The 24,704-nt window shown below is 41.1% G+C and carries 32 protein-coding genes; 2 read left to right on the top strand and 30 right to left on the bottom strand.

The genetic code is table 11. From position 1 onward, the window contains the following. Position 1 precedes the first annotated feature (1 nt). The 22 genes from HC026_RS11145 to HC026_RS11040 form a co-directional block, all read right to left on the bottom strand. Positions 2-427, bottom strand: coding sequence for a DUF1617 family protein (locus tag HC026_RS11145; RefSeq protein WP_168926006.1), 426 nt, complete (start codon positions 425-427; stop codon positions 2-4). Positions 428-436: 9 nt separating this feature from the next. Further along, positions 437-2,863 carry a hypothetical protein gene (locus tag HC026_RS11140; RefSeq protein ID WP_168926005.1) on the bottom strand — a complete coding sequence of 809 codons (2,427 nt, stop codon included), beginning with the start codon at positions 2,861-2,863 and terminating at the stop codon, positions 437-439. A 12-nt stretch (positions 2,864-2,875) separates the two neighbouring features. Then, positions 2,876-3,238, bottom strand: coding sequence for a DUF6711 family protein (locus tag HC026_RS11135; RefSeq protein ID WP_168926004.1), 363 nt, complete (start codon positions 3,236-3,238; stop codon positions 2,876-2,878). Positions 3,239-3,251: 13 nt separating this feature from the next. After that, entirely contained in the window at positions 3,252-9,386 is a 6,135-nt protein-coding gene (locus HC026_RS11130; protein WP_168926003.1) for a hypothetical protein, read from the bottom strand. Positions 9,387-9,388: 2 nt separating this feature from the next. Then, entirely contained in the window at positions 9,389-9,685 is a 297-nt protein-coding gene (locus HC026_RS11125) for a hypothetical protein (protein ID WP_168926002.1), read from the bottom strand. Between the two features lie 92 nt (positions 9,686-9,777). Continuing rightward, complete coding sequence (locus HC026_RS11120; RefSeq protein WP_168926001.1) at positions 9,778-10,194, bottom strand: DUF6096 family protein; 417 nt, start codon at positions 10,192-10,194, stop codon at positions 9,778-9,780. 70 nt (positions 10,195-10,264) lie between these two features. After that, positions 10,265-10,579 (bottom strand): Ig-like domain-containing protein, encoded by a 315-nt coding sequence (locus tag HC026_RS11115; RefSeq protein ID WP_168926000.1) that lies wholly within the window; start codon positions 10,577-10,579, stop codon positions 10,265-10,267. Next, positions 10,530-11,039 (bottom strand): phage tail tube protein, encoded by a 510-nt coding sequence (locus HC026_RS11110; protein WP_168925999.1) that lies wholly within the window; start codon positions 11,037-11,039, stop codon positions 10,530-10,532. The genes HC026_RS11115 and HC026_RS11110 overlap by 50 nt, the downstream gene beginning before the upstream one ends. A gap of 11 nt (positions 11,040-11,050) precedes the next feature. Then, the gene (locus tag HC026_RS11105; protein WP_168925998.1) at positions 11,051-11,419 is read right to left on the bottom strand and encodes a hypothetical protein; all 369 of its coding nucleotides are present in this window, start codon (positions 11,417-11,419) and stop codon (positions 11,051-11,053) included. Further along, positions 11,406-11,960: an HK97 gp10 family phage protein gene (locus tag HC026_RS11100; protein WP_168925997.1), complete on the bottom strand. Its 555-nt coding sequence runs from the start codon at positions 11,958-11,960 to the stop codon at positions 11,406-11,408. Before HC026_RS11100 ends, HC026_RS11105 begins: the two co-directional genes overlap by 14 nt. Continuing rightward, a complete protein-coding gene (locus tag HC026_RS11095) occupies positions 11,953-12,297 on the bottom strand; it encodes a hypothetical protein (protein ID WP_168925996.1) in 345 nt (114 codons plus the stop codon). The genes HC026_RS11100 and HC026_RS11095 overlap by 8 nt, the downstream gene beginning before the upstream one ends. After that, positions 12,294-12,617 (bottom strand): head-tail connector protein, encoded by a 324-nt coding sequence (locus HC026_RS11090; RefSeq protein ID WP_168925995.1) that lies wholly within the window; start codon positions 12,615-12,617, stop codon positions 12,294-12,296. Before HC026_RS11090 ends, HC026_RS11095 begins: the two co-directional genes overlap by 4 nt. A gap of 11 nt (positions 12,618-12,628) precedes the next feature. Continuing rightward, a complete protein-coding gene (locus HC026_RS11085; protein WP_168925994.1) occupies positions 12,629-13,690 on the bottom strand; it encodes a major capsid protein in 1,062 nt (353 codons plus the stop codon). Between the two features lie 16 nt (positions 13,691-13,706). Then, positions 13,707-14,159: a hypothetical protein gene (locus HC026_RS13105; RefSeq protein WP_408641002.1), complete on the bottom strand. Its 453-nt coding sequence runs from the start codon at positions 14,157-14,159 to the stop codon at positions 13,707-13,709. 11 nt (positions 14,160-14,170) lie between these two features. Then, positions 14,171-14,821: a capsid assembly scaffolding protein Gp46 family protein gene (locus tag HC026_RS11075; protein WP_168925993.1), complete on the bottom strand. Its 651-nt coding sequence runs from the start codon at positions 14,819-14,821 to the stop codon at positions 14,171-14,173. A 350-nt stretch (positions 14,822-15,171) separates the two neighbouring features. Continuing rightward, entirely contained in the window at positions 15,172-16,383 is a 1,212-nt protein-coding gene (locus HC026_RS11070) for a minor capsid protein (RefSeq protein ID WP_168925992.1), read from the bottom strand. Then, the gene (locus HC026_RS11065; protein ID WP_168925991.1) at positions 16,384-16,677 is read right to left on the bottom strand and encodes a ribosomal-processing cysteine protease Prp; all 294 of its coding nucleotides are present in this window, start codon (positions 16,675-16,677) and stop codon (positions 16,384-16,386) included. It lies immediately after the preceding gene. Next, on the bottom strand, positions 16,625-18,073 hold the full coding sequence (locus HC026_RS11060; RefSeq protein WP_168925990.1) for a phage portal protein: 1,449 nt from the start codon (positions 18,071-18,073) through the stop codon (positions 16,625-16,627). The genes HC026_RS11065 and HC026_RS11060 overlap by 53 nt, the downstream gene beginning before the upstream one ends. A gap of 19 nt (positions 18,074-18,092) precedes the next feature. Then, positions 18,093-19,445, bottom strand: a complete 1,353-nt coding sequence (locus HC026_RS11055) for a PBSX family phage terminase large subunit (RefSeq protein WP_211089484.1) — start codon at positions 19,443-19,445, stop codon at positions 18,093-18,095. Beyond that, complete coding sequence (locus HC026_RS11050; RefSeq protein ID WP_168925989.1) at positions 19,435-19,938, bottom strand: terminase small subunit; 504 nt, start codon at positions 19,936-19,938, stop codon at positions 19,435-19,437. Before HC026_RS11050 ends, HC026_RS11055 begins: the two co-directional genes overlap by 11 nt. A 221-nt stretch (positions 19,939-20,159) precedes the next feature. After that, positions 20,160-20,573 (bottom strand): transcriptional regulator, encoded by a 414-nt coding sequence (locus HC026_RS11045; protein ID WP_168925988.1) that lies wholly within the window; start codon positions 20,571-20,573, stop codon positions 20,160-20,162. Next, positions 20,554-20,775, bottom strand: coding sequence for a hypothetical protein (locus tag HC026_RS11040; RefSeq protein ID WP_168925987.1), 222 nt, complete (start codon positions 20,773-20,775; stop codon positions 20,554-20,556). Before HC026_RS11040 ends, HC026_RS11045 begins: the two co-directional genes overlap by 20 nt. Before the next feature lie 85 nt (positions 20,776-20,860). Here HC026_RS11040 and HC026_RS11035 point away from each other — a divergent pair, with 85 nt between their 5' ends. Continuing rightward, positions 20,861-21,199 (top strand): hypothetical protein, encoded by a 339-nt coding sequence (locus HC026_RS11035; protein WP_168925986.1) that lies wholly within the window; start codon positions 20,861-20,863, stop codon positions 21,197-21,199. A 12-nt stretch (positions 21,200-21,211) separates the two neighbouring features. On the opposite strand, the gene HC026_RS11030 is transcribed toward HC026_RS11035, so the two are convergent. After that, positions 21,212-21,436 carry a DUF3310 domain-containing protein gene (locus tag HC026_RS11030; RefSeq protein ID WP_168925985.1) on the bottom strand — a complete coding sequence of 75 codons (225 nt, stop codon included), beginning with the start codon at positions 21,434-21,436 and terminating at the stop codon, positions 21,212-21,214. 74 nt (positions 21,437-21,510) lie between these two features. Here HC026_RS11030 and HC026_RS11025 point away from each other — a divergent pair, with 74 nt between their 5' ends. Next, positions 21,511-21,957 (top strand): hypothetical protein, encoded by a 447-nt coding sequence (locus HC026_RS11025; RefSeq protein ID WP_168925984.1) that lies wholly within the window; start codon positions 21,511-21,513, stop codon positions 21,955-21,957. Between the two features lie 367 nt (positions 21,958-22,324). On the opposite strand, the gene HC026_RS11020 is transcribed toward HC026_RS11025, so the two are convergent. The 7 genes from HC026_RS11020 to HC026_RS10990 all read right to left on the bottom strand — a co-directional run. Then, positions 22,325-22,519: a hypothetical protein gene (locus tag HC026_RS11020; RefSeq protein WP_168925983.1), complete on the bottom strand. Its 195-nt coding sequence runs from the start codon at positions 22,517-22,519 to the stop codon at positions 22,325-22,327. Beyond that, positions 22,516-22,740, bottom strand: coding sequence for a hypothetical protein (locus HC026_RS11015; protein WP_168925982.1), 225 nt, complete (start codon positions 22,738-22,740; stop codon positions 22,516-22,518). Before HC026_RS11015 ends, HC026_RS11020 begins: the two co-directional genes overlap by 4 nt. Further along, positions 22,737-23,207 (bottom strand): hypothetical protein, encoded by a 471-nt coding sequence (locus HC026_RS11010; RefSeq protein WP_168925981.1) that lies wholly within the window; start codon positions 23,205-23,207, stop codon positions 22,737-22,739. The genes HC026_RS11015 and HC026_RS11010 overlap by 4 nt, the downstream gene beginning before the upstream one ends. A 17-nt stretch (positions 23,208-23,224) precedes the next feature. Next, on the bottom strand, positions 23,225-23,587 hold the full coding sequence (locus HC026_RS11005) for a hypothetical protein (RefSeq protein ID WP_168925980.1): 363 nt from the start codon (positions 23,585-23,587) through the stop codon (positions 23,225-23,227). After that, positions 23,587-23,775, bottom strand: a complete 189-nt coding sequence (locus tag HC026_RS11000) for a hypothetical protein (protein ID WP_240891094.1) — start codon at positions 23,773-23,775, stop codon at positions 23,587-23,589. The genes HC026_RS11005 and HC026_RS11000 overlap by 1 nt, the downstream gene beginning before the upstream one ends. Continuing rightward, positions 23,768-24,088: a VRR-NUC domain-containing protein gene (locus HC026_RS10995; protein ID WP_240891096.1), complete on the bottom strand. Its 321-nt coding sequence runs from the start codon at positions 24,086-24,088 to the stop codon at positions 23,768-23,770. The genes HC026_RS11000 and HC026_RS10995 overlap by 8 nt, the downstream gene beginning before the upstream one ends. A 252-nt stretch (positions 24,089-24,340) precedes the next feature. After that, positions 24,341-24,704 (bottom strand): primase-like DNA-binding domain-containing protein (locus HC026_RS10990; protein WP_269814121.1); only part of this gene is annotated, 364 nt, incomplete at its 5' end.

The following is a 24,704-nucleotide window of genomic DNA, read 5'->3' as shown; positions in this document are numbered from 1 at the left end:
TTTATTTATTGATCCCAACTCGCTCTAATTCATCTAAAAAGGCACCAAACGCATAAGCGCTGGCACCCGTTAATTCTTCATCATATGAATTGAGAAAGTCATAAAGTTTCTTAAACTGATTGCTGTAATCATCAATCGTAATTTTAATATCTTCACCCATCAGAGTTTTAAACTCATTCTGGAATTTAACAGCATTATCGCCTTTAAACGTGTAAGAATTATCGTCCACAAGGGGCTGACCATCTTTACCTTTTTCAGCATACTGAGTAACTAATTGTTGCTTAAACTCGTTTAAATCTTCAAGTTGATTATTGAGTAGCTTAACCACTGAATAGCGGGCACGATTGATTGCTGCACCCTTAATAGTTAAGCCATTCAACATAGTGACAATTGAATCTAAATCATTATTATTTAATTTAATCTGCATTATTTCACCCTATTCGTTTGATGATGAACCTAAGCTATTAATTGCTGAGATTATGTCACTAATCTGACCATTAATTGTTATCACTTGGTTAACTACTTGACCTAGATCGTAGGCAGTACCACCATAAATTAAATACACAGTATTGCCAGTATAATCAATACCACTTGACGTGTTTGCTCCTAGTAAAACGCCAGTATTGCTACCATCTACTGTATAGTTATAGAAACTCAAAGGTATGCTGCCACCATGCGGCAAAATTCCTCCGTTAAATCGAACAACATCACTAAAACTAAATCCAGCTTCTTGACCTATTTTGCTTGCGACACCTTTTGAAATCCACTGTAGCTGTGTCATATAATCTTTGTCAGTTGAATTAGTCTTATATCCCCAAGCCATATAGTCACCAGTGGGGTCAAGATCAAAAGTCAAACCATTAACTTCAGGATGACTATCCCAATGTGAACCATTAATATAACCAACAGAAGTCCCAGCACTGAATATATGCTGTCCGCTCTCATTTAACTCAAGAGATAGATTGCCATCACTATAAAAGCCCAGAGTCTTAGGATTAATTTTAATAACGTCACCCATATCATTGAGGCCAACCTGAATGGCATCAACAGTTAGCTTATCTGCACTGATAGTATGTGATGTAATGCCATATCCACTAAGGTTTTCTACTACAAATTGGCTGGCATCCATAAGTCCAGCGGTTATTTTAGTTGCTGATATATTTTTAATAACGGCATCGGGGATAAACGCTTTATCTGCAAATGTTACTGTGGGAGAATCTAACAGTATCTTGCCTGATTGAATCAATACTTGTCCTGCTTCAGTATTTATCTGACTGATCAAATCACCAGTTTTAACACGTAAATTAATATCATTCGTTAATTCACTGATTGATGAATTAAACTCATCAGTACCAATTTTTAACTGCAAATCTTTCTCATTATTAGCAGCCTGTGTATTGGCAGCATCCGCCACAGCTAAAGCATTTTTGATATCTTTCTGCGCTTGGTCAACTTGATCTGATATTTGCTTACCAGTCAAATCGTTGACCATCAATACCCATTTTCCCTTGCTGTAGACATATAGCTCAGTCTTGTCACCAATCGGTTTGTACCATAAATCGCCTTCGTGTGGATCAGCAGGGTCACTTTCAGTATAGAAAGTATAGGTACCTACTGCGTTCAATTGTCTGGTAATCTGTTTAATTGTTTGATTGAGTGAGCCATGATAATCCCAGATGTTACCAGAAGTGACTGTCTCACCCGTGCTTGATACCGCACTTAATCCACCATCAAACGTTAAAACATAGCTATTATTCGGCACCGTAAACTTGTTGCCTTGGGTGTCGGATATCTCTAGCCAATCACCAGCTTCCACAGCCGGATTACCAAACCAATTCAATGTGTACGGATAATACTGAATCGGCTGAATGACTTTCCACATATCGTCTAAGATATCTTGTGTCATCAAATTGTTTTGTACAGCTATAACTGAGCCAGTAGTAGCACCAGCTTGGAAAGTTACACCGTCGCCATCATCTGTGGTGTTAGTATTGGTATCATCTGTGGAACTGTCGTCTGTATCTCCTGTATCAACATCCGTATCAGGCGAATTATCACTGTCTGAGTCGTCTGTAGCTGTCGCACTTGCACTCGTATCACTCGTGTTGACACTATTACCTGAATCTGTAGCTGAATAATCATCTGTGGAAGTATCTTGTGTGATTGTAATTCCAGCTACAGTATATGGATTCTCATTCTTAGTTAGCCCTTGAAACTCATACTCATCAGGTGTTACCGCATACTCTGAACCGGTGATACCTCTTAAACATAGCTGTCCACTGCGGTCAAACGTAGCATAGCCAGGGATCATCATGGCTAACCAGCCTAACACTGTGCGATAAGTCTGATTCTTTGGTAACCGACTTAAACCAATCACTGGTAACTTACTAAAGTTATCCTGATTAATTGGTACACCAGCTTGATTAGCGATATCCAATGCCATCGCTGATAAATTCGTAGGTACTGTAACTTTCGGTGTATAAACACCTTCCAGCATACACATAGCATCATCCGCTGTGATTTCAGTCACGTTGTTGTTGCGATCCATGGAGATATCATCATCTACATAAAATACACCCATTGGCGCATATTCAACAGTGCCATCTGACAGCTTAGCACCAATCGACACTGTGACTTCGTCTTTAGCTTTGATACCTTCCACAAGATTAGCAAACGTTATCTTAACGGAGTTCTCGTAGGTCGAACCAATGCCCATAGTTTCGCCAGTCATAGCCGCCGAATCATACTCAACTGATGTTAAATCGTCTGCTGTGTAATCCTTGCCTGCTACAGTAGCTTTGATAGAGAGAGTGCGACTGTCACTAGCAAACATCTTATTAAAAGCATCTGATTGCTTTAACAATTTCTCACCTCCCTACTGTTCAATAATATCGAAGCTCAAGCCAGTCCAAGCATAGTTTTTAAACTGGTCATTCCAGCTGTACGCTGGAGCGGTTCGATCACCCACATAAAATGTTTTAGTGACCATCCCACCAGCTTGAGCATCAATATATGATGCTTCAAAAAAAGGATCTTCAACTGCGGTCAGAATTTGCGAAATCTGGTCGTTAGATAAAGGTCCCCATTCAATAGTTAATTTAATTTTAGAAGTAATCCGGTCACGCACCATGTTCCCACTGGCATTCCGAGTTGTCTTTCCATCAATATCTTGGATCACCCACGAATACGTCTTTGGTGTGGGTAAGGTGGTCCCGTTGACTGCAAAATAGTAGCTCACCTAACTTTCCTCCTTACAGATTAAGCATGTTGTGACCGTTTTTGCGGTTAACAGCATTAATACCTTTAATAGCGTGCTTACCAAAGCTTTCGTCACCAATCTTGACAGTAACTTCAACTGGTTGACCACTAGCATTGGCACTCTTCACACTGGAATTCTGTTGCAAAGCCAGAGTGATTGCATTGACAATCGCCTGTTGCATACCAGATACACCGTCACCTTGAACACCAACAGCCGAGTTACCTTGACTGGTAGATGGCGTCATAGAAACTGGCAACTGTGATTTAGTCATGCTTGCTGGCATGGTAACACCAGTATTGGAATAACCCATCTGTTGCAGTGACTCAGCAATATACCCTAGTGCTAGCTTTGGCTTACTCAATGGCAATACCATTTCTGGCTTACCGTTCTCAGCTAATGGATAGTCATCAGGTTCGGTAACTAAACCGCCTAGTTCATGACCACGCTTTTTATGACGGGTGATGCTGGCAACGACTGCTGCAGCTTCACGTTTGCCACGTTCAATAGCTTCCTTAGCTTTCCGAGCTGCTTCTTCTGCCGCTTTCTTTGCGGCTTCCACAGCACGTTTATAGGCATCTTCAGCAGCACGAATAATACTGCGAATCTTAGCCATCTGTTTATTAGCAAACGACTTCAAAGCTTTCTCAATCGTTGAAGTAGCACCAGAACGAATCTTGGAGTTGGCACCATGCGCCAAAGCAGTTCCAAGAGAATTATTCGAATTAAACGAATCAGCACTGCTGGTAAATTCATTAATAATAGACTTAGGATGAGCAGCATCCCAAAGAATGTTGCTACCATTTAAACCTTTCAAGAGGTTCTGTACTTGACTGCCAATCATAGCAGACACAGCAGAAAGTACCGGACCAAACTTTAATTCGTAGTTTGAACTACCAGTGGGAATGTTGAACGTCCAAGTATTACCACTCACACCTTGAGCATAGTGTGGAAGCTGATCGTAGATATCTTTTTCAGTCTGCATGGCCGTTTTGATTTTGGTACCGTATGGTAAATCAGCAACCAAGTTCCGTTTCTTAGGAAACAGTCCTTGCTTACCATTTGGTAGCTCATAAGATTCCTGATAAGTATCATCATCCGCATCGTTAACAACTGCCAAGCCACCTTGGTGAACACCACCAGTTGCATAGTGAGGGACATGCCAATGACTCATGTTACTTGCCATGCCACTAGCGCCAACGTGCCGTAGGATCCACTTCAAACCATCAATCACACCATTTACTGCGGCACCAATTGTACCGACAATCGCATTGGCAATTGATCTACCAGCACTCTTGATACCCGAAATACCCTTCTTCAATCCACTAGCAATGTTGCCGCCTAAGCTCTTGGCTCGTTTCTCGAGGGCTGTAAAAGCTGAACTGGCTTTACTGTGGACGGCAGTATAGATTGTCTTGCTGGCAGATTCCATAGCACCCTTGCCACTCTTGATATGGCTATAGATGTAAGAGCCAATGCTCTTAGCCTTATCGCTAACGGTCTTAAAAGCATCCTTAGCCTTGCTAGATACCCATGATTTAATGTTAGAGCTGGCTTTAGTCATCTCCGACTTACCATCATTTACGTGGTCATGGATGTACTTACCGATACCCTTGGCTTTACTGCTAACTGTCTTAAAGGCATCCTTGGCTTTGCTTGATACCCAGTCACGAACATTACTACCAGCCTTAGTTAAATCTTTCTTACCCTTCGAGACAAAATTACTAATGTCCTTACCGAGTGATTTAGCTTTACTAGAAACTGTCTTGAAAGCATCTTTAGACTTCGAAGACAACCAATCATGAACATTCGAACCAGCCTTAGTAAGTACCTTTTTACTCTTAGAAATGAAACCACTAATATCTTTTCCAAGTGATTTTGCCTTGCTTGATACAGCTTTAAAAGCATCTTTGGCTTTTGATGACAGCCAACTTTGAATGTTAGAACTGACTTTCTGCAAGCCTTTCTTGGCACTGTTAACTCGTGAACTAATATCTTTTCCAAGAGTCTTAGCTTTGGACTTAACCGTATCAAAAGCAGTTTCAGCTTTGCCTGACAACCACTTGTAAATATTGGAACTGGCTTTAGTTAGTTCTTTTTTACCTTTAGAAACTGCGTTGCTTATTCCAGCACCAATACCTTTAGCCCAGTTGACTGCATCTTTCAAGAGACCCTTGCCCCATTTAACGATAGCTTTACCAGTCTTGGTATCACCATAGAACCACTTAGCAACAGCACCCACAGGATCAACAATTGCTAGAGCAACGGTGGACCAGTTCTTTTTAAGCCAAGTAATTGCATCACCGAGCCATTTGGTAATGTTTTTAAAGATATCGTTACAGAAGTCACGGAACTTTTTATCGTGTTTGTAAAGTAAAACTAAACCGGCAACAACTGCAGCAATTGCTGAAGCAATTAATATAAACGGGTTAGTATCCATTACTAAGTTCAATGCTGCTTGACCAGCAGCTGCCAACTTACTCCAGATTGACCAGTCTTTAATTCCTTTGACAAAATCTACAATAATAACTGCACCAGTCTTAAGCTTCGACCAGCCAAGACCAGCTAAATCACCAGCCCATTTTGCACCGTCTTTAAGCTTCGACCACGCAACACCGGCAAACGACTTAGCACTCGATGCACCATCTTTAAGCTTGCTGAACTTTAGCTGATCTAGGCTTTTCAAAGTACCAAATGCGTTTTTGATTTTATCTAGTCCGGTAAAATGTTCTAGTATGCTCCGCAACCCTTTACCGTTAACGCTGGCTTTGAACAAAGCTTTATTCAAGTCTTCCAGTAAACTAACGCCTTTAGTAAAACCACCCATGGCAATTTTAAAACCAAACAAAGTGCCTAGCACTTTAGCAAAGTCTCTCACTGTGCTCTGATGTTTGTTGATCCAATTAGCCAAACCATCTAATGATTTGGTAATGAGTTGCAAAGTACTGATACCTTTACCACCGGTATAGCCAGCAAATGGCTTTAAGAATGCATTGAACAGTGACTTAGCCAATGGTGCTAATGCCTTTAATACCGCATTAACAACTTTTATTACCGATGCTAATAATTGGAAGAAATTCGGCAATACTTTGCTAATCGTAAATTTAGCCAGTGGCAGTAACACATTCTTGTAACCCCAGTCCAGTGCATCCCAAACTGTCTTGTTCAATCCACGGAGAGAACTGAATAAGGACTTAATCGACTCAAGTAATGGTCTGAAATCAAGATGTTTAGCAAAGGTGACTGTAGCACTACTCATATCTTTGATACGAGATACCACATCATTGGCCACACCCAGAATTGTGTGGAAGATACTTTGCCCTAGCTTGCCACTATCCCATGCTTTACGGAACTGGCTAGCAAGAGCACCGATTGTTTTACCAACATTAGTAGCAATCTTCAATATATTGTTAAATATCTTAGTACCCATACCACCTTCAGCCCAAGCCTTACGAAAGGCATTCACAAATGAATCAACCAGCTTAACAATTTGGTCAAAGGCTTTTAACCAAGCACTGAATAACTTCGTGCCAGTATTGCCTTCTGTCCACGCTTTACGGAACGAATTAGCAATACCAATAATCAGCTTGTTAATATCTGTGAACAGCTTGAGTAAATCAGAAGCAATCTTTCGACCAGTACCACCATCATCCCAAGCTTTGCGGAATGATTTACCAATTTCAATCAATACTTTCAATATTGAATCGAAAGCATTAAAGATTGACCTAATGTACTTAGTACCAGCACCATGATCTTCCCATGCTTGAGCAAACGCCTTGGCAACGTCACCGATAATACCTAATACCGTTTTCAGCAATCTGAGGATATCAGTCAGCATCCTGACACCAGTCTTGCCGTCCCAAACTTTCATAAAGGAACGGCCAATGTCACCAAGTAAACGTTCAATTTCGTTTAAAGCATACTTGGCTTCTTTAACAACGCCAGCACCTTCCTTGTCCCAAGCTTCTTTCATTGGCTTGAACAATTCGGCTAAAATCTTTTTTAATTCTCTAGCTGCTGCAGCTGCACCACCAAATGCTGCCATTGATTTCTTCAAATCATTATCCACACCATCTGGATTATAATCATCCAAACTAGTCGCACTCTCTGTGGGTTTAGGTGTGTAATGTTTCAATGGTTCTGGCGTGTAGTGTTTAAGTGATTCTGGGGTAAAGTCGGATTGTTTAGTTGGCTTTGCTTTGTAAGTCTCCAAAGCTTGTTGCTTGGCTTTCTTAGGTGTGTAATCAGGAATATCTTGACTGACATCCAAAGTATTGATTTCATCAAAACCCATGAGAGAATTTTTATAATCCTGATACTTTTTCTTTAGTTCAGCTATCTTCTCTTTTTGTGCATCATTTTGCTTAGCAACATCATCCGCAACCTTTTTATTAGATGCTTTAATTTTTGCATTGGCATCTTTAACCGCTTGACTGCGTTTCTCGTTTTCTGCACGGATATCAGCATTTTCATCTTGAATAGCTTTACGTCTGGCAGCATTACGCGACTTAATCTGTGCATTTTCTTTTTGAACTGCTGCCTGCATTGCTTTGTTGTGAGCGGTGATTGCTGCATTTTCTTTAGCAACAGCTTGCTGCATGGCTCTGTTGTGAGCCGTAATAGCAGCATTATGTTTCTGCAATTCCTTAGTGGCTTTACTAGTGGCAGTGGCGGTGTCGCCCATGGCTTTAGTCTGTTTGTATAAACCAGCAGCACCAGAGCGGGCAGCATTATTGCTCATACCAAATAAAGCAGCACTAAATTGCGCTAACCAACCAGTTGCTTTAGCTAGAGTGTTCATAAATGCGTCTAGCCAAGGAATGATAGCCGTATACAAAGGATAAAAGGCAGTCATTAAGTTGGCTTTGACGGCATTCAAACTAGCATTAAACTCACGGTCAGTTTTAGCAGCATTAAGTAAACCGGTACTAAACTTTGACATGGCTTCAAAGCCAATACCCCACACAATGAATTGTGCTGGTAAAGACTTCAAGCCATAGGTTAATTGACGCATTGATGATTCTGATCTATGTGCACTGCTGTTCAGTTTATTCATGGAACGAGAACCACGATTACCAACTTCAACTAAACGGCTGATCAAGCTTGAGGAATCACCTCGTAGCTCTCTAAATTGCCGAGAGAGACGAGATAATCCAGTAAACCTAGCAATTGAACTTAAAACACTGCGCATCCGACTGCCCACAGCAGAAAACTCATTACCTAAGCGGGCAAAGTTTTCTCGTAAGCTACGGGTCTGTGTACCTTCTGATTCAAGACTGGTATCAACTCGTGAACCCGCACCAGCTAATGCTTTAGAACGGTCTTCTAATCGGCCATATTGGTCATTTAAAGCGTCACTAGTAGCAATCAGCTTGTTCATAGAAGCTCGTTCTTTGTTGATCTGTTCAGCAATTGCCCGTGACTTATCAGTAGGTACTGATGGCTCTGCATTAAACCCCTTATTCGGGTCCAATGCATAGGCATCTTTTTCAGCAACCTCTAGGCCCTTGATTTTCCTTCGAATAGCTTCAATCTTGGCTTCATTCTCGTCCATACCGTCAGCAATCCGATTAAGCGTACCAGGTAATTGTTTGGCTTGGTCATTAAGTTCTTGAGCGAGCGCTTTAGCTTGGTTTTGATATCTGACCATGCGAGCTTGAGCACTGGCAGCTTGTTCATCATAACGAGAAGCTTGCTTGTTATCACCAGCATCTAGGCTGTCGGACTTCATACCACGCAGATTCATCATCCGCTCTTGAGCGGCACGGGCTTGATCCATCTTGCTATCAATATCAGCAACCATCGAATCCACACTCTTCATCGTATCAGTGCGCATCTTACCCATATTACTGGTCATTGATTTAGCAGCCTTTTCTGCACCACCATTGATAATGGTGTTGAACTTGTCCATCATGCCTTTAGTGCGGTCATTCAGTTCGCCAAGTTCATCAGCCATCTTCTTAGAACCTTCAGACACACTCATACTGTCTTCCGTTTTTTCAGAGCCAGACTTAGCAGTGCCTTCAAGTCGGTCAAACACTCTCGAAAACTTCTGCTGGAGAGCGTCAAGCTTCGGTTGAATACGTTCGGTGTTCATATCAAAAATAACTTGTAGAGTTTCAAGATCCATCGCTATTCACCTCCCTGCTTATTTTTCTTAGCATTTCGAGTATTACGTATCATTTCTGCTTGCTTCATGAATTCAACTTGGTCTTTTTTCCAATCTGGAATTGGCTCTGTGGATTGTGGCTCTGGTTCATCAGCTTCCACATCAATGCCATACATCTTTTTGATATCCGGCATTTTGTTTGGTTCATTGACCGCGAATGCCATCAGTTCAGAGAGCTTATGGTCCATAACGGCTCGTTCTTTAAGCTGGTCATACTTGCGTTGATTATTAGCTTTGGATTGAGCAATAATCTCATTCATGTCCATACTCCAATAACGCTCAACCGAAATACCAGCTCGTAAAGCCATTGGCTGCATATCAATCAGCATTTCAGAAACAGTATTGTATTGTTTTACAGGCTCTTGTCCTCGTCCGCTGGTTCGTCCGCTACTGGTGCGTCCAGTGTCATCTGTTCGCTGTCGTCCGTCTCCTGATTGGCCTTGTTGTTGCCAAAAAAACCAGAATCCTCAAACAAATTAGTTAGTTTTAAGAACAAATCCATTGGTGAATTACCTTGATCAACGTATTCGCTAAAAGCATTGATCATATCAGCATCACTAACACCATGCTTGGTGTTAGCACCCTGCAGAACAATCAAGATTTCGTTAGTTGGTGGCATTTGCATACCGCCATCTGCATTCATGAACAATGTCATAACTGACTTACCTAAACGCTTTTCAATGTTTAAGATAGCTTTACCATCAAGCTTTAAATCAAGAGATAAGTGACCTAGTTGAATCTGTGTTCCTGTGGTTTTCTTTACTGCCATGTTTTAAATTCCTCCATAATAAAAAGCCGCCTCTCTCGATACTGTGGATTTCATAGGCGACTTAAATGTTTTATTCTGCTGATGCTGCAGCAGTTACAGTGACTGCAGAAGTAGCAGTCTTGCCACCAGCAGTTACGGTAATCGTAGCTGAACCGGCTGCAACACCAGTAACAGTACCATCACTAGCAACGGTTGCTACTGTGTCATCACTGGAAGTGAATACCGGTGTGGCATCAGTGGCGTTATTTGGTGTGACTGTAGCAGTTAACTTAACGGTTTTGCCAACCTCCACAGAGGCAGTGGCTTGATCTAAGGTAACGTTAGTCACTGGAGTGTTAGTTGGAGCTACTACTCGCTGCAGCACCAGTAGTTGGTGAGTCAGCAAAGTTAGGACCATCAGAGATGGTAACAGTCAAGGTGTAAGTCAATGCACCGTTAACAGCAACATCACCAAATTGAATGGTGAATGAACCAGTAAAGGTTGAAGTCATACCATCTGGATAAGTAACCCGCCAGTTGTATTGCTTCCGGTCACCAGACTTAGCGTGAACAGAGTTCCATGACGGACCTTTGTATTGAACTGAAAAGGCAGCAGAAGTAGCAGCTTCAATACCTTCTAGTTGCTTAGTTTGAGTGTCGCCTAAAGTGGTAACATCAACTTCCTGTGGAGCACCACCTAAAGCTGGAATAGTCTTAACATCAGCAACGGCTGTGTAATCAGTCGAACCTGGTTCAGCCATTTCCAATTTAGTTCCAGTAGCAATCAAACCATGCGTTGAATCTACGTCTTCTGGATCAGTTGGATCTGCGAAACGTTGCAGATTTAAAATATCTGAATATAGCATTTAATTTCCTCCTATTGTGCCTGATAGACACGTCTTGATGTGTTATCGATCACACCCGTAAGTGTGATGATTGAACGATTGAATCCAGTTTGATTGGCCTGTTGCACTGTAGCAACAAAACCAATGTTGGCAAACTTAGCAGTAATCTCATCTACGATTGTTGTTAAACTGCCCTGTTGCTTAAATACGTCAATGGTGACTGTCCATGACGTATCAGTTTCTTCGTTATCAGCGTTACGATTGAATGTCTTGCGAACTGTTGAATAGACCGCCATTGGAAACACAGTAATCTCATCAGGATAGTTCGGCTCAACATCTTTTAATTCCGCTACAGAATTAAGAATGCTGTTAACGTCACGACTTAAGTTATATATCGCCACCAAGTTTTCCCAACTCCTTTACTATGTGTTCCTTGATAATCTTTGGTCCTTGTTCGCCAGCATCTTCAATCGCTGGTACTAAGAACTGCCGTGCTGGTTGACCATTTGTGCGATAATACTTTTTGCCATTGATCTTAATCTCTGGCATGCCATATATCGCATGCAAGTCAGTATCAACTTTCTCAGCTGGTATAAACCAAGGATGCTGAGTGTAAACGGGGTGAACATCATCCGGTAAGTTCTTGACAGACTCTTGACCAACTAAACCAGTCCCTAACTCACGATAAGTGGCAACTGAATCATCTGACCACAGACGGCCAATCACATGACCATCAGTATCTTCCATCACTTCATATTTCAGTGAGCTAGATAACTCACCAGAGCCATGCTTAACTGAGGATTGCAGCTCTCTGACTGCTTCTTCATCCGCAATCTGCACAATATCAAAGTTGGCATCCCATAAAGCGTTGTTAAGCGACTTAGGCATAACTTCTAGTTTATGCATCAGTTGGTCAGCACCTTTAATGACGATATCAGCCATCGTTTCTCACCTTCTCAGCAATGATGATGGTGTGACTAGCATATGTGCTGATGGAATTGATCTTATAATCGGGTTCACCATCTGTGGGAGCAAACAAAAAGAGGCCCGCATCTTCATCACGACCCTCTTTGATCTCATCACCCTGATACATGATGGACTTAATATAATTCAAATCTTTACCATAAATAGCAGCATTAACAGAACCGCCAGCCGGTTGCACATCCACAGATAGAGGGATGGGATCACCCCAGCCTTTTATAACGTTACCTTCATCATCTTTAGACTTAATCATTCGTTTAGCATAGATTGTCGAAAGAGATTGATGCGCTAATCTCATGATGAAAGCCCCCTTGGAGTAGCCAATCGATAACGTTTCAATGGTTGCTGAATTTCCATTGGAATACCAGCAACAAAGTATCTATCGATATTGCCTTCATCTCGTTGAGCTTCACCTTCAGTGTCTAATCGGTTATAGGCTACCACAGCTAATTGCTTAGCATAGATGTTCATACTGCCAATCATTTCATCCCGTCTAGTAAAGTCTAAGACATTAGCAACCGCATCATCATACAAATCACTGACCAGCTGAGCATCGGCAGAACCAGCTTTAACATCTAACCGCTGATAAAGACTGTTTAGTGTGTCATTGTCAGCCATTTATATCACCTCTAAGCGAGTTTGATTGGCTTAGCTTGGAATACTTCGTTTGCACCAGGGAATGATGGCAATGCAACAGCTGAAGCCTTTTCCCATGTGCCAACTGGATCTTTGCTTTCGGTGTAAATCGTAGCAAATACGTTACCAATAGCTTGTTTGTTAACACTAGCGTCATCAGCTAAGCCGATTTCTTCTGGTGTTGGTCCAAACAATTTTTCACCAGGGTTATCGTCTGGCATCATAACAAAGGCATCTTCTGGGAAGTAACGGGCAGAAGTATAAGTACCATCAGCATTTTGAGCACGGTACTTGGCATCGTAAGTACGGATAACTGGCAAGCCTTGTGCTTCCATGAATGCGTCAAAGTCTGCTTGACCCAAAGCACGAGTTGAAGTGCCGTATACATCTTGCAATACCTTGGCATTGCGAGTGATGAAACGGTAAATCTTTCGTGAAGTCAATACACGAGTTGGTGTTACGTCCATTGAATCAGCCCAATCAGTAATATCCTTGATTGGATCTGCTGAATCGCTATCCCAAGTCGTGCCAGCCTTGCCAGTTAAATCAGCTTGGTGAGCTTCGGGAACTTGGTAATCGAAGACTGCTGATTGTTGTGAATCATCATCAACAACGGTAATCTTACCAGTGGCTAAAGCATCCATTGAAAGCTTTTCTACCCGAGCTAATACACTCTGTACCAAGTTATCGATATCAGCATAAACACGATTTTGCAGATAATCTGCTTCAGCGGTGCTTCGTGGATTGCGTAAAGCATACAGGTCTTTTTCGTTGATCTGCATTTTACGCTTGATAAGAGCGAGTGACAGGCTAAGCTTGCCAGCTTCACGTGAACCGATTTGGGCTTCACTGTTAAAGGCAGCAACGTTAGCAATCACTGGCGTACGGTTACCAGCATATACTTGGTCTAAATCCAAAGTTTCCACACGGCGAGGTGCGAATAATGTATCGCCTAAAAGTGTTGGATAAGTCCGATTACGAACATAATCCAGCACGTCTTTTTGACTGAACAGTTCGTCAATGGTGGCAAACCGTTGTAAATTAATTTGTGGCATATGTTAAATCCTCCCTTTATTTGCTTGAGCCAGATGCACTAGCTGAACCAGATCCAGATGTGCTACCTGCACCAGTATTAGCTGCACCAGATGTTGGAGCAGTAGCAGTTGAAGCTGGTGTGCTAGTAGTTGCAGAAGCTGCATTGGCATCCTTAAAGTGAATCGCAGTCATTACTTTGATTGCATCAGCGCTAGGTGCGACTGGCAAACGTTTAGCATATAACCAACCATCCACAATCAAACCAACTAAAGCTGCACCATCAGTAACATCTACTTCATCCGTGGTAACACCTTTAGCAGTTGCATCATTAGCTGGCAAAATTGTACCGGCTGGAATGACTTTGTGTCCTAATTCATCCGTGACAACTGCTGCATTAGTGTTGTCTACGAGTTGTTGAAAGCTAACGAACTTAGAACTAGCTAAGAAGTTAGTTTCAGTAGCATTAACTTGTTTCCCTACATACGACATATTCGTACCTCCTATTTAGTAGCCCAGATATTATTATCTGCAGGCTTATTTTCGTTGTTGCGTTCCGTAGCCAGCTGTTTACCTAAAGAAGATTTAACTTGGCTGCCAGCTGTGCCAGGAACATTTGCTGAACTTGCTAACTTCTTATCCACACCAGTTTGCACTGCTGAGCGATATGACTCAGTGATGGCTTTATAAACATCATCAAGACTCTCGGAATTAGATAAAGCTGGTTCAAAAGCTTTAACTAAGCTAACTGGCAAGCCGTCATTGGCTAACTTTTCGGAGATGTTAGCACGGTTTTCACCGATGACTAACTTCTGTTCACGAGCAGCTAACTCTTTTTCGTGCTTGTTGTCGTCAAACTCACGCTTCTCAGCTGGTGACATGTCTTCATAGGCTTTTTGTTGGTTTTGTTCCTGAGTCCACGTCTCTTTAAGCTTGGAAGCTGACTTAGAGAACTTCTTATCGTACCAGCTATCAAGCTCCGATTGGTCTTTAAAGGTGATTGCATCAGGATTTTCAGTGTTACCGTCTGTAGTTTCTGTTGCATCCGTTTCTGTTGTTTCTGATGCCGTAGCTGCAGTGGTATCACCAGAATCTCCATCATCACCATCAGCAAACCGTTGTAAATCGAGTGAGTAAAGTTTCAGTAATTTCATGGTTAAACCTCCTAGCCCATATACGCTCATAGACCGCAAAAGAAAAGCACCCCACGAACATCAATTAAATTGACCCACGAACAGTGCTTTGCTTTTTATGTAGCGGTAGTTTGAACCCACACACGCTTTATTTAATTTGAGCAGTTTAATGACTTACTCAGGTCAAAACTTACATATGCGTTAAATACAATTGAAATAACATGACCAGCGTCCAACAAACGACTGAAGCGATACAAACCGCTCCAAACTGTTGATATTTCTGCCGGTCAGCTAACAATGTGTCATCAAAAAGAGCCAACAGCGAGATAACCGCTATCAGCCCTAATACAATTTCATAACCTAACATTCGCTCACACTTTCTTTTCGGCAGCAGTTACCCGTGCTTGCCCATGTTTCTTAATCAGCATCGCTTCCCATTGCTGGTATGTTGTATCTGCTGGAATACGCATTGTTTTATCAGTGATTGGATCACGAGCAGTTCGATAACCACCAGTTTTAGAATTAGTCATGTGAGCAACAGCAACTGTCCGACAGTACGGATGAAACGGTGGATATGTGCCATTGAATCCAGCTACTTTAGCGTCTTTAACTGGAAATACTTTGCCATCAATATGACGACAAAACTGTGAAGTCCGAAAGTCCAGCACAGCAACCAATGAGTATTCATCTACATCATGGTCTTGCCATGCCTTCAGCCGTGCTTGATTGCTCATGTATGCTGACTCAGTCCGTATTAACCGCCTTGCTTGATATGCACTAGTAGCAAACTCTTTCATGAGTGCTTGCGCCATATCATGCTCACTCATACCGCTCATTTGCTTACCTGTGAACAGTGATTGCAATCGCTTGGATAGTTCATCTGTGTTTTTCCAGATACGCTGTGAGTAATTCATTCCTGCCCACGGTTCAGTGAGAGCGTGCTTGGCATATTGAACACCCATTTCTTTAAAGCTTTTAATGGGTTTATCTGGCACAACGTCCACAGTATGAACTGTCTTGCCAGCTTGATTAACAAAGTTAATTGACTGATGCTCTTTATTTATCTCAGGCACTGTGTTGTCTTGATAAACATTAAAGTCTTTTTGTGTTTGACCAATGATTGCTTCAGCAGAAGCATGGTTATAAGCGTCCTGCATAACGTCAATATAGTACGGCTCTGACTCTTTTAGCTGAACATCAGCTAACTGCTTAGCAACCACATAGGACTTCGCACGCAGCAATTCTGTCTTAGTAATACGGTGCTTAACCGCCAGTCCATCAAGATAGATTTTAACTTGTTGTTTAGCAACTGGATCTGTAACTGATTTAGCCATTTGCTGTAAGGCAACCAACTGTTCTGGTGAGATATTGGTATTCAATATTTCGTTAACTTCAGCTTCAGTTAAACCTGACTTAGTTAAATACCGCTGATACATATGATTGGATTCACCAATTAAATACTGTTGAGCTTGAATAAAGGCTTTGATCAACACATCAACGTGCTTATCGCCTTTATCATGCTGTTGCTGTTCTAACCAAACTGCTCTGCGTTCCCAGTAATTCAGTTTGTTCTTATCAGCCATTTAATCACCGCTCGTTAAAGTAACGTTCTTAGGATATTGCATTGATAATTGTTCAACAGTGCCAGTAAAGGCAGTTAATAAACGTTTGTCGCCCTCGTCTAACGTTCGGACATTGATATGCACTTGTTTTCCATCATCAGCTACATCAGCATCGCTTAAATATTGCTCAAGTTGAGAATACAGAACAGAAACTGCAGCACAGACAATATCCTGTCCGTATGGTCCAGACTCTGCATGCCCATTAATTGTTATCTTGTTTGGTATCGTCAGCTGGTTCACTTTGACTTGAATCATTACGATAACCTCCCTGATCATCATTAACGGATGCTGTGGATTCTAAGTTGCCCATAGCTTCCTGCTGATTAGCAATATTGTCTTTGGATTGCTGTTGCATCATCTCAACCATCTTCTGTGGATCGTAGCCATCAGGTAACCAGCCATAACTGATAAGCCGTGGAATAACACCATCAGCCGTCTTGATGTTGTTGACAACATCCGTCATATTAACTGGAATGTTTGGCGAGATCTGAACCTTAATGATTGATGCATCCACAGATTGAGCTTTGAGGTTTAAATCATTCTGTAATAGCTGCAATCTGCGGTGCAAACCCTTAATGAGCAGTTGTTCCTTGCCAGCAATCAGATTAAGTAAGCCAAACAGTTTGTACTTCATGGCTTCACCAGATACATTGCCAGCAAAGTTCTGATCATTCATGTTTGGCACGTTAGACATTTCATGAATATCGTTAGCAATTGACTCAGAGAGTGTTTGCGTCTGATTTTCATCAAGTGTTTTAGTCAGCCATTCAATTGAAGTGCCTTCGTCTTTAGGTGGCAGGTTGTCAATCATCTGCCCTTTTTCAACATCACCATCAATGCTGGTTCCGTATGCTAATAGAATTGCATCCACAAACGCATCCTTGTCGCTGATACGGTCAGATTGTAATGAATTATAAGCATCAATCGAACTAATCTGTTGTTCAAAGTCACCTTGCATTTGCTCGTTATTCTTAAACTCAGTGATTGGTTCAGTGCCCCAGTAATGGGCAATCGATTTAGGATAACCAGCCTGAATGTTGCCAGCCAATGGACTAAAACCCGATACAGTCCGATACTGCACGATTTTGTGCGGTGTATAAACTGAAATCATTGCACCATTCTGAGAACCATCAAGTTTAAACTTTGGCAGAATATAAACACCGAACAGTTCATTTGCGTCTTCACTATCATCCGTGACTACAAACGTATAACGTGGGTCAAGCAAAGCAATCTTCTCTTGCGTGTGTGCATCATCAATCGGTGAGAGATAGAGCATTTCATAGGCCACACCATAACAAGATAAATCACGTTCCAGCTCAGTATCATGTGCCATGATATCCATTTTGCTTAACGTCTGAACGATTGGTTCAATATTCTGGTCATCTTGTGAGACATAGTTAATTGGATTACCGGTAATCATGCCGGTCATCATATCGGTGATGTACTTAGCGTGATTGACCATGACTTTAGTGTTCTTACTGTGTGGATTATCAATGACCCGATCAAATATGGCTTGCTTGCCAATATAATAATCATGTAACTTCTTCAAACGTTCCTGTTCATTTTGTTTTAAATCAATTAGATAACTGAGCAGTTCAACTGGTGGATCATCTATATTATCAATTAATGTTGCATCAACTTTATATGCCATTAAGTTACCTCCTTTTTAATTAATGGATATATGCTGGCTTAGCTTTTGGAATAGCTTTGCCTTGTTTCAATCCCAGTTCACGAGCGTTATCGATTGCGAAATACTTAAACGCATCAACCGTATGGTCATTTTCCTTAACGACTTTTGGTTCATCACTGTGAACCGTTTTTTCGTCCCATTGATACTGTTGATGTTGCTCAACAAATATCTTGTTAGTTGGAATATCCAAGTAATACACCCGCCCTTGTGCTAACAATGATGATACATAATCAATCATTGTTGCTTCATCCGACTTAGCAACGCCATGCCAATACTCGTTGTATTCTTTAACAAACTCGTTTCGCAATGCACCTTCAGCTGAATCAATCGTGCGTTTTAAAACCCGTACTGGATATTGTTCATGCATCCGTTTCTCAAACGCTTCAATCTCAGGTACTAAATCACTTGGTGCTTTCTTTCGAGTTTGATGTTCCGGTGAGTAGTAATAAGTATTAAGCAGAATCGTTTTGCCTTTGCTAGTCACACCCACACAGAGACAAGTGGTTGCTGAATTGATATGCCCAGCATCGACAGCAAATGCAATTCGTTGGATTGGATCATCATCAAGCAATTGCTGCAACGGATGAAACAGGTTCATATTATAGACATTCGTACCTAAGCCAATGACTTCACCAAGATACAGCCAACGATAGTAATCAGAATCATTCTGCTTATAGGTTTCAATCAGTTTAAGTTGCTGTTCAGTGGTGATTCCTAACTGATCATCCAAATAGGTTGATGTATCGATGAAGTAAGCATCATCTTGCTCACATTGAGCAATCCATTCATTGATCCAGGCATACGGGTTACGAGGTGGGTTATAACTGTAATAAACTTTTACCTGGTCAACCCAAGGTGACTTTTGACGGATGAACGTTGGAATCGTCTGGTCAAATACTTCAGCTGATTTAAAATTAGCCGCCTCCTCAAACCAGAGAGCTATAACATTTTGAATCGTGTTTGATTTCAGCTTCTCTGGTTTATCACCACCATAAAAGTAAAATGAACTGCCGGTTCGTCTGTCCGTTATCCGCATGGGAGAGACAGAGTAAATAAAGTCATCTGACATATTTAACATATCGATTGCCCAGCGAATCTGACTGTAAACTGAATCACGTAGGTTAACCGTATTCTCACGTACACAGACAACGTTAGCTTTATGACCATGTTGAATATGGCGTTTCATCATCATGACGAGCTTTAAGCTAATGGTTGATGATTTAAAACTGCCACGACCGCCTTTAGCAATAATGTACGGACGTTTAGTCGTCCACAGATATTTAAAATGCGGATTGATGATCTGAGAGGTTTTAATAATTGTCTTAGTCGTCATCATCAACATCTCCTAAATCATCCACGATTAACGTACTGTCTTCACCGTTCTGGGCATTCTTGACATCATTTGCTTTAGCTTCAGCAATATCAGCCTCAGCTTCAAGTTTACGTACCTGAGCATCAACCAGCTTGTTAGAGTCGGGATAACGTTTCATCAGTTCCTTACCAGCAGCTATCCGAGTTTTTAAATCAGGTGGCTTCTTAACGGTATGTACACTGTCACTAGTTGTCACAACGACTGTTTCAACTGCTTCACCACGCAGAACGCTGGTGTAATACTTCAACACTTCATCAGACTTAGCAATCTTGCTAGAAGCAATTTCAGCCATCCGTTCATCAACATAATTTTTTACACCGACATTTTCCGATAATTTTTCAGCATGGGAACGTGCATACGATTCTGAATAACCAGCTTTAACTGCTGATTCATATTTGTTTCCAGACTTAATATATTCATCAGCGAACTTTCGCTGTTTTACGGTTAATTTCATTACATATCACCACGCCTCCTAATTAAAAGTATTTAAAAAGCCACCCATATCAATGGATGGCACGTATGTATAACAAAGCCCCAGCATCCCTGCTAGGGTTCCATTCGTTTCAGAGGAAGTTTCTCTAATAAGAAAAAGTCTAAGCCTGTTATCACTAGCAAACTCTATACTACTAATTTAGCACTAATTTTAGGGGCAAACGGGCAAACTTTGGGCAAACTTTACAATCCTAATTTTTCTGCAACTGCTTCAAAGAACTTCATCCGCCGATATTTCACTGCTCGTTCAGATAGTGAGACAAGCTGTGCCACACCATAAACGGTTACTTCACGGTTCTGTTTGAGATACAGCTCTTTGATAATCTGATAAGTCGTATCGTCTGCGTTGCTCAAACATTCCTCCACAGCATCAGCATGACGTTCAATATTTGTTAACCGTCTATCTGTTGCTAACGTGATTGCCATATCTTCTGTGCCAGTGTCTTTGCCATTAAGCAATCGACCACCACCAACGTTATCGTCACGAAACTCCTGAAATTTGTTCATTAGTTCTTCTTCACGAGTGTGGATATAGTTGTCAGTCTTAGGATAATCACTGATCAGTTTTGCGATGTAATTAAATAGTGCTTTTTCCACTACTCGACACCCCTAACATACAAATTTCTTTGATCACAGCATTTTTCTGTAATGACGATAAATGCTGATAAGACGCTTTAACATCATACGGCATATAGTTAAAATGCTTTTCCATCCACCCTAACGCACGGATGATATCGTCATCATGCTGCATAAAAACTTTGACGAAATAATTCTTAAACTTAATCTGATCAGTTGTCATTATGGCCTCCAGTTTTAAAATTAAATATCCTCTTTCACTAATAAATTAAATATAGTAATATAAATTTATCAGGGGAGGAAATAACATGAAAAAGTCTATTGTTGCTACACTTGCTATTGGAATAGGTTTAACTGGTGGTGCCGGATTAACTGCAACCACCGCACACGCTAAAACGATTGGCGGTTTCCCATCATATTTTTGTCATACTTGGTATCATGGCAAAGAAAAAGTAAAATTAACTAAGCACTCCATGACATGGGGAAAAACCGGTCATAAATTTGGCAAAGGCTACCATTTCAGCCATGTTTATAAATATGGTAGGAACTATATTCCCGCTTTAAATGCAGATACACCGGAATTTAAATATTCCCATAACCATGTGTTTGTTAATGAACAGACACATTGGGCTAAATTTCATAGGTAATCAGACAGCACTCTACGGAGTGCTTTTTTGTTCGAAAACTATTAACCGGTCCAAGTATGTTTCAGCCTTTTCAAGATCTTCAATTCCATTCTTGTCTTGATAACGAGTTAAGTATTTAATTACGTTTCCTTTATAAAATCCACGGACTTGATTTGGATCCGGTAACAAGCCCTTCTCAAAACGGTCAAACAAGTCTTCACCATTGCTGGCATAATAATCTGGTTTAACTAAAGTCATTAGTTTCTCCTTTCAATTTGGTATTAACTAATACATAAATTAGCGGTATATTTAAAAAGTCAGGGGGTAACAATATGAAAAAATCTATTCTGGTTTCATTGGCGCTTAGCGCTGGTTTAATTGCAGGGGTTGGTGCTACATCAACAACTGCAAGTGCTTCATCGTGGCATAAGGGAACACCTAAAGCACTAAGAGGGAATTATCAAGAAATTCTGCATGGTGATTTTTCGGGCTACTATCAAGGATGGAAGATAACCAAAAATAAGGTATATACTTTCGACACGTATTATAAAAATGGCGAGCATGCTGATGTGAAGCTTACTTGGTCACATACCAAGTACAAAAAGATTGGCAAATATTATTTGGTTGAAGGAAAGCTAACTCCTAAAAAGGGATTCCATGACTTTGACTTAACTAAAGACCTTGGCTTTTATAAAAAGGGCAAGCATTTAACTCTTGGTGTCGGGGCCGTTCCAAGTAAGTTTAAATTTCATCCAGCAGATGTTTACACTCAGTATTAATACCACGGCAGGTCGTAATGACCTGCTTTTTATTTTGTCTTAAAACACCCATCCGAATACGATCATAACGGCTTTAACTATCACGAATATCATCAAACACAGAATCACCAGCCAAATACCACAGCCTGCGGTACAACCTAGAGAATTAATTACTGATTTAATCACGAGTTATCACCTAACTTTCTGCCACACATAGGACAATAATGGATGCTTACCATATCCGTCTCGTTGCTAACAAAGTTGGTCGTGCCTAATTTGTAGTGTGTCCGTGGCATTATCGAGACACATTGGTGTTCACCCCGAATAAGCATCCGAATCCCGTGGTGATAGTGGCAATAAGGACAATTTGGCTGTTCTTCAGCTTCATTCATAGTCTTACCTCCAGCTTTCGACCGCATACCGGGCAATAGTGAATTTCCCGGGATTGACAGCCTTCATCATTTTCTGTGTAAAGATAAACGTATTCTTCAAACGCGATATACGTTTGCATATCCTCCGAATGAATTAAATCAGCATGTCCTTGGCAGTACGGGCATTCCCGCTGTGCTTTAGTTTCAGTCATTCGTCTACCTCCACAAAATGAGAATTATTTAAATTAAACTGAAAATATGGTTCATTCAATTGATTCCACTCATCTGATGTAAAGCAAATCTTATTACCTGCTTTATTTATTTTTTCCGGGTCGTTCGTATAGATCCAGTGTTCATCGGTATTTGGTTTCCAAACGAGCAGTGTGCCAGGCAAACTATCTGTGCTTTTCTTCTGAACATACTTATATCTCATTCGTCTTCCTCCACAGGTACAAACACATCGGTATTGTCTGGGTCATAATCATGTAGGAACGGTGCCAATCGAGGATGTTCGGCTATAAAGCAAAAATATTCATTGCACGTAAACACTGAATCGTCTGGCGTCCCGTTGTTTAAACTACCATCTTTATTCAGAAAGGAAGCCGAAGTGATTTCTGATTCTGGAAATATTTTCACTCTGAATTTCGGTTCGTCCTCACGCTCAGCAAGCGGTGTAAATGCATAATCAATAGCTAACTTCATCACTTTAGCAAAATCTTCGCCTTGATTTTCGAGATAAATACTATCAATGCTCAAATCACCAGTTGCACCTTTCCCAATACATATAAACCAATTAGGGTCGTCACTATCTTTGGATAATACACAGACATAACCCATTTCATTAACGCCTGCCCTAAATCCTATTTTGCTTGCCTGATGGATAAATTCACTCGTTTTCATCTTTCACCCCCGCTTTTTTAAGTTAGCTTTGTGTACTCACCTTTGCCTTTATGCTTGTATGAAATCTTGTGATAGTTCAGCAGACTGTAAACACTGTGCTTATCCATTGCCAGTGCACCGTCATTGGTGACATCAATATCGGTATTTAAATAATTGGTTATTTCATCTGCCGTCATGGTACTGGTGTCAATTCGTCTTAGAGCTTCAGTAATGGCACTAGATCGCTGACTAGCATTTTTACCTAGTGCTGAACGATTTTGATCATGCAAACTGCTGGCAATTTCTAAAATTGGTTCCATCACATTGTCAGGTGCATTGATGACCGATTTATACTTACTTTCAACTTTCTGAATCTCTTTTAGTAATTCATGGGAAACCATTATTGAGTCGCCTCCTTCGATATGAGATATAGTCGCGTGGATTTTTCGTAAGTTGTCCGCTGCCGATATGCTGGTGATGCTTTAAACATCAACGTGGCAGGTTTTAAATGTAATCGTTGTGATAATTCATCCTTCGTGCCCACATCAATAAAGTGATCACCGCGATAAAGCGCATAGATTCTAATCACGATACTCACCTACTATTTCTAGGGCATCGTCAACGGAACGTGCGACACCATACAATACTGGATATTGACGGATAAACTTTGCAAAACGTATTTGATCTGGCCTCAACCGACCTATCTGGTTTTTTACTTCTACAAAGAACATCTTGCCATCTGAATGGCGAAACCCCAGCAAATCTGGGGTACCTCGTGGGAATAATACAATGTTGCGTCCGTCATCCGTGCGTACCTTTCCGGCATTGCTTCGAAACACGGTACAATCGGCTTTTGACAATGCCATCATGATATTTGACTGAATAGAATGTTCACTTTCGATAGTTACACCTCGTTTATATGACGGGTATGACGACCCAATTTCAACTCGTCATGCTCCGTAGTCTTACTCTCTCAACGGATATGATGGGTATGACGGGTATGACGGCACTTTCCAACTCTTTTTTATATATTTACTTTTATTTTTACTGATATGTTATTTATAAGAAAAACCCGTCATAGTAGTCATATAACTACTGCCCCAAGGGGTTGACGGGTTTGAACATACCCGTCATAACCCGTCAGACCCGTCATATTATTTGGGGTGTTTGGCAATTATTTCGAACGGTTGATGAAATTCGTTTAAAGATAACCCAACATAATAGGTTCCTTGCATATCATGTTTCTTTTCGAATTTCTGACCCATCTCTTTACCAAACTTAGTTGAATTCATTAAATACTGTGAGTTGTCGTTAGCCCACTGCTTATAACGCTGGTAAATCTGGCTCGCTCTCCCCATCTCATGTTCGCCAGTCGTGCAGCATTCTTCAATGAATTCAGAAGTTACGTCCATTTCATTCCGATAATCCTTGCTAGCCTGCTGCACGATCTGTGGAGGAATCAATCCTTCTCGTTGCCACTTCAGCGCTCCCTCGACCATCCAGTTTAAGATACCGACT

Source organism: Secundilactobacillus angelensis (assembly GCF_012641075.1).
Classification (GTDB): domain Bacteria; phylum Bacillota; class Bacilli; order Lactobacillales; family Lactobacillaceae; genus Secundilactobacillus; species Secundilactobacillus angelensis.
The sequence above is the reverse complement of the archived record's forward strand: the minus strand, read 5'-3'. Positions and strand labels throughout refer to the sequence as shown.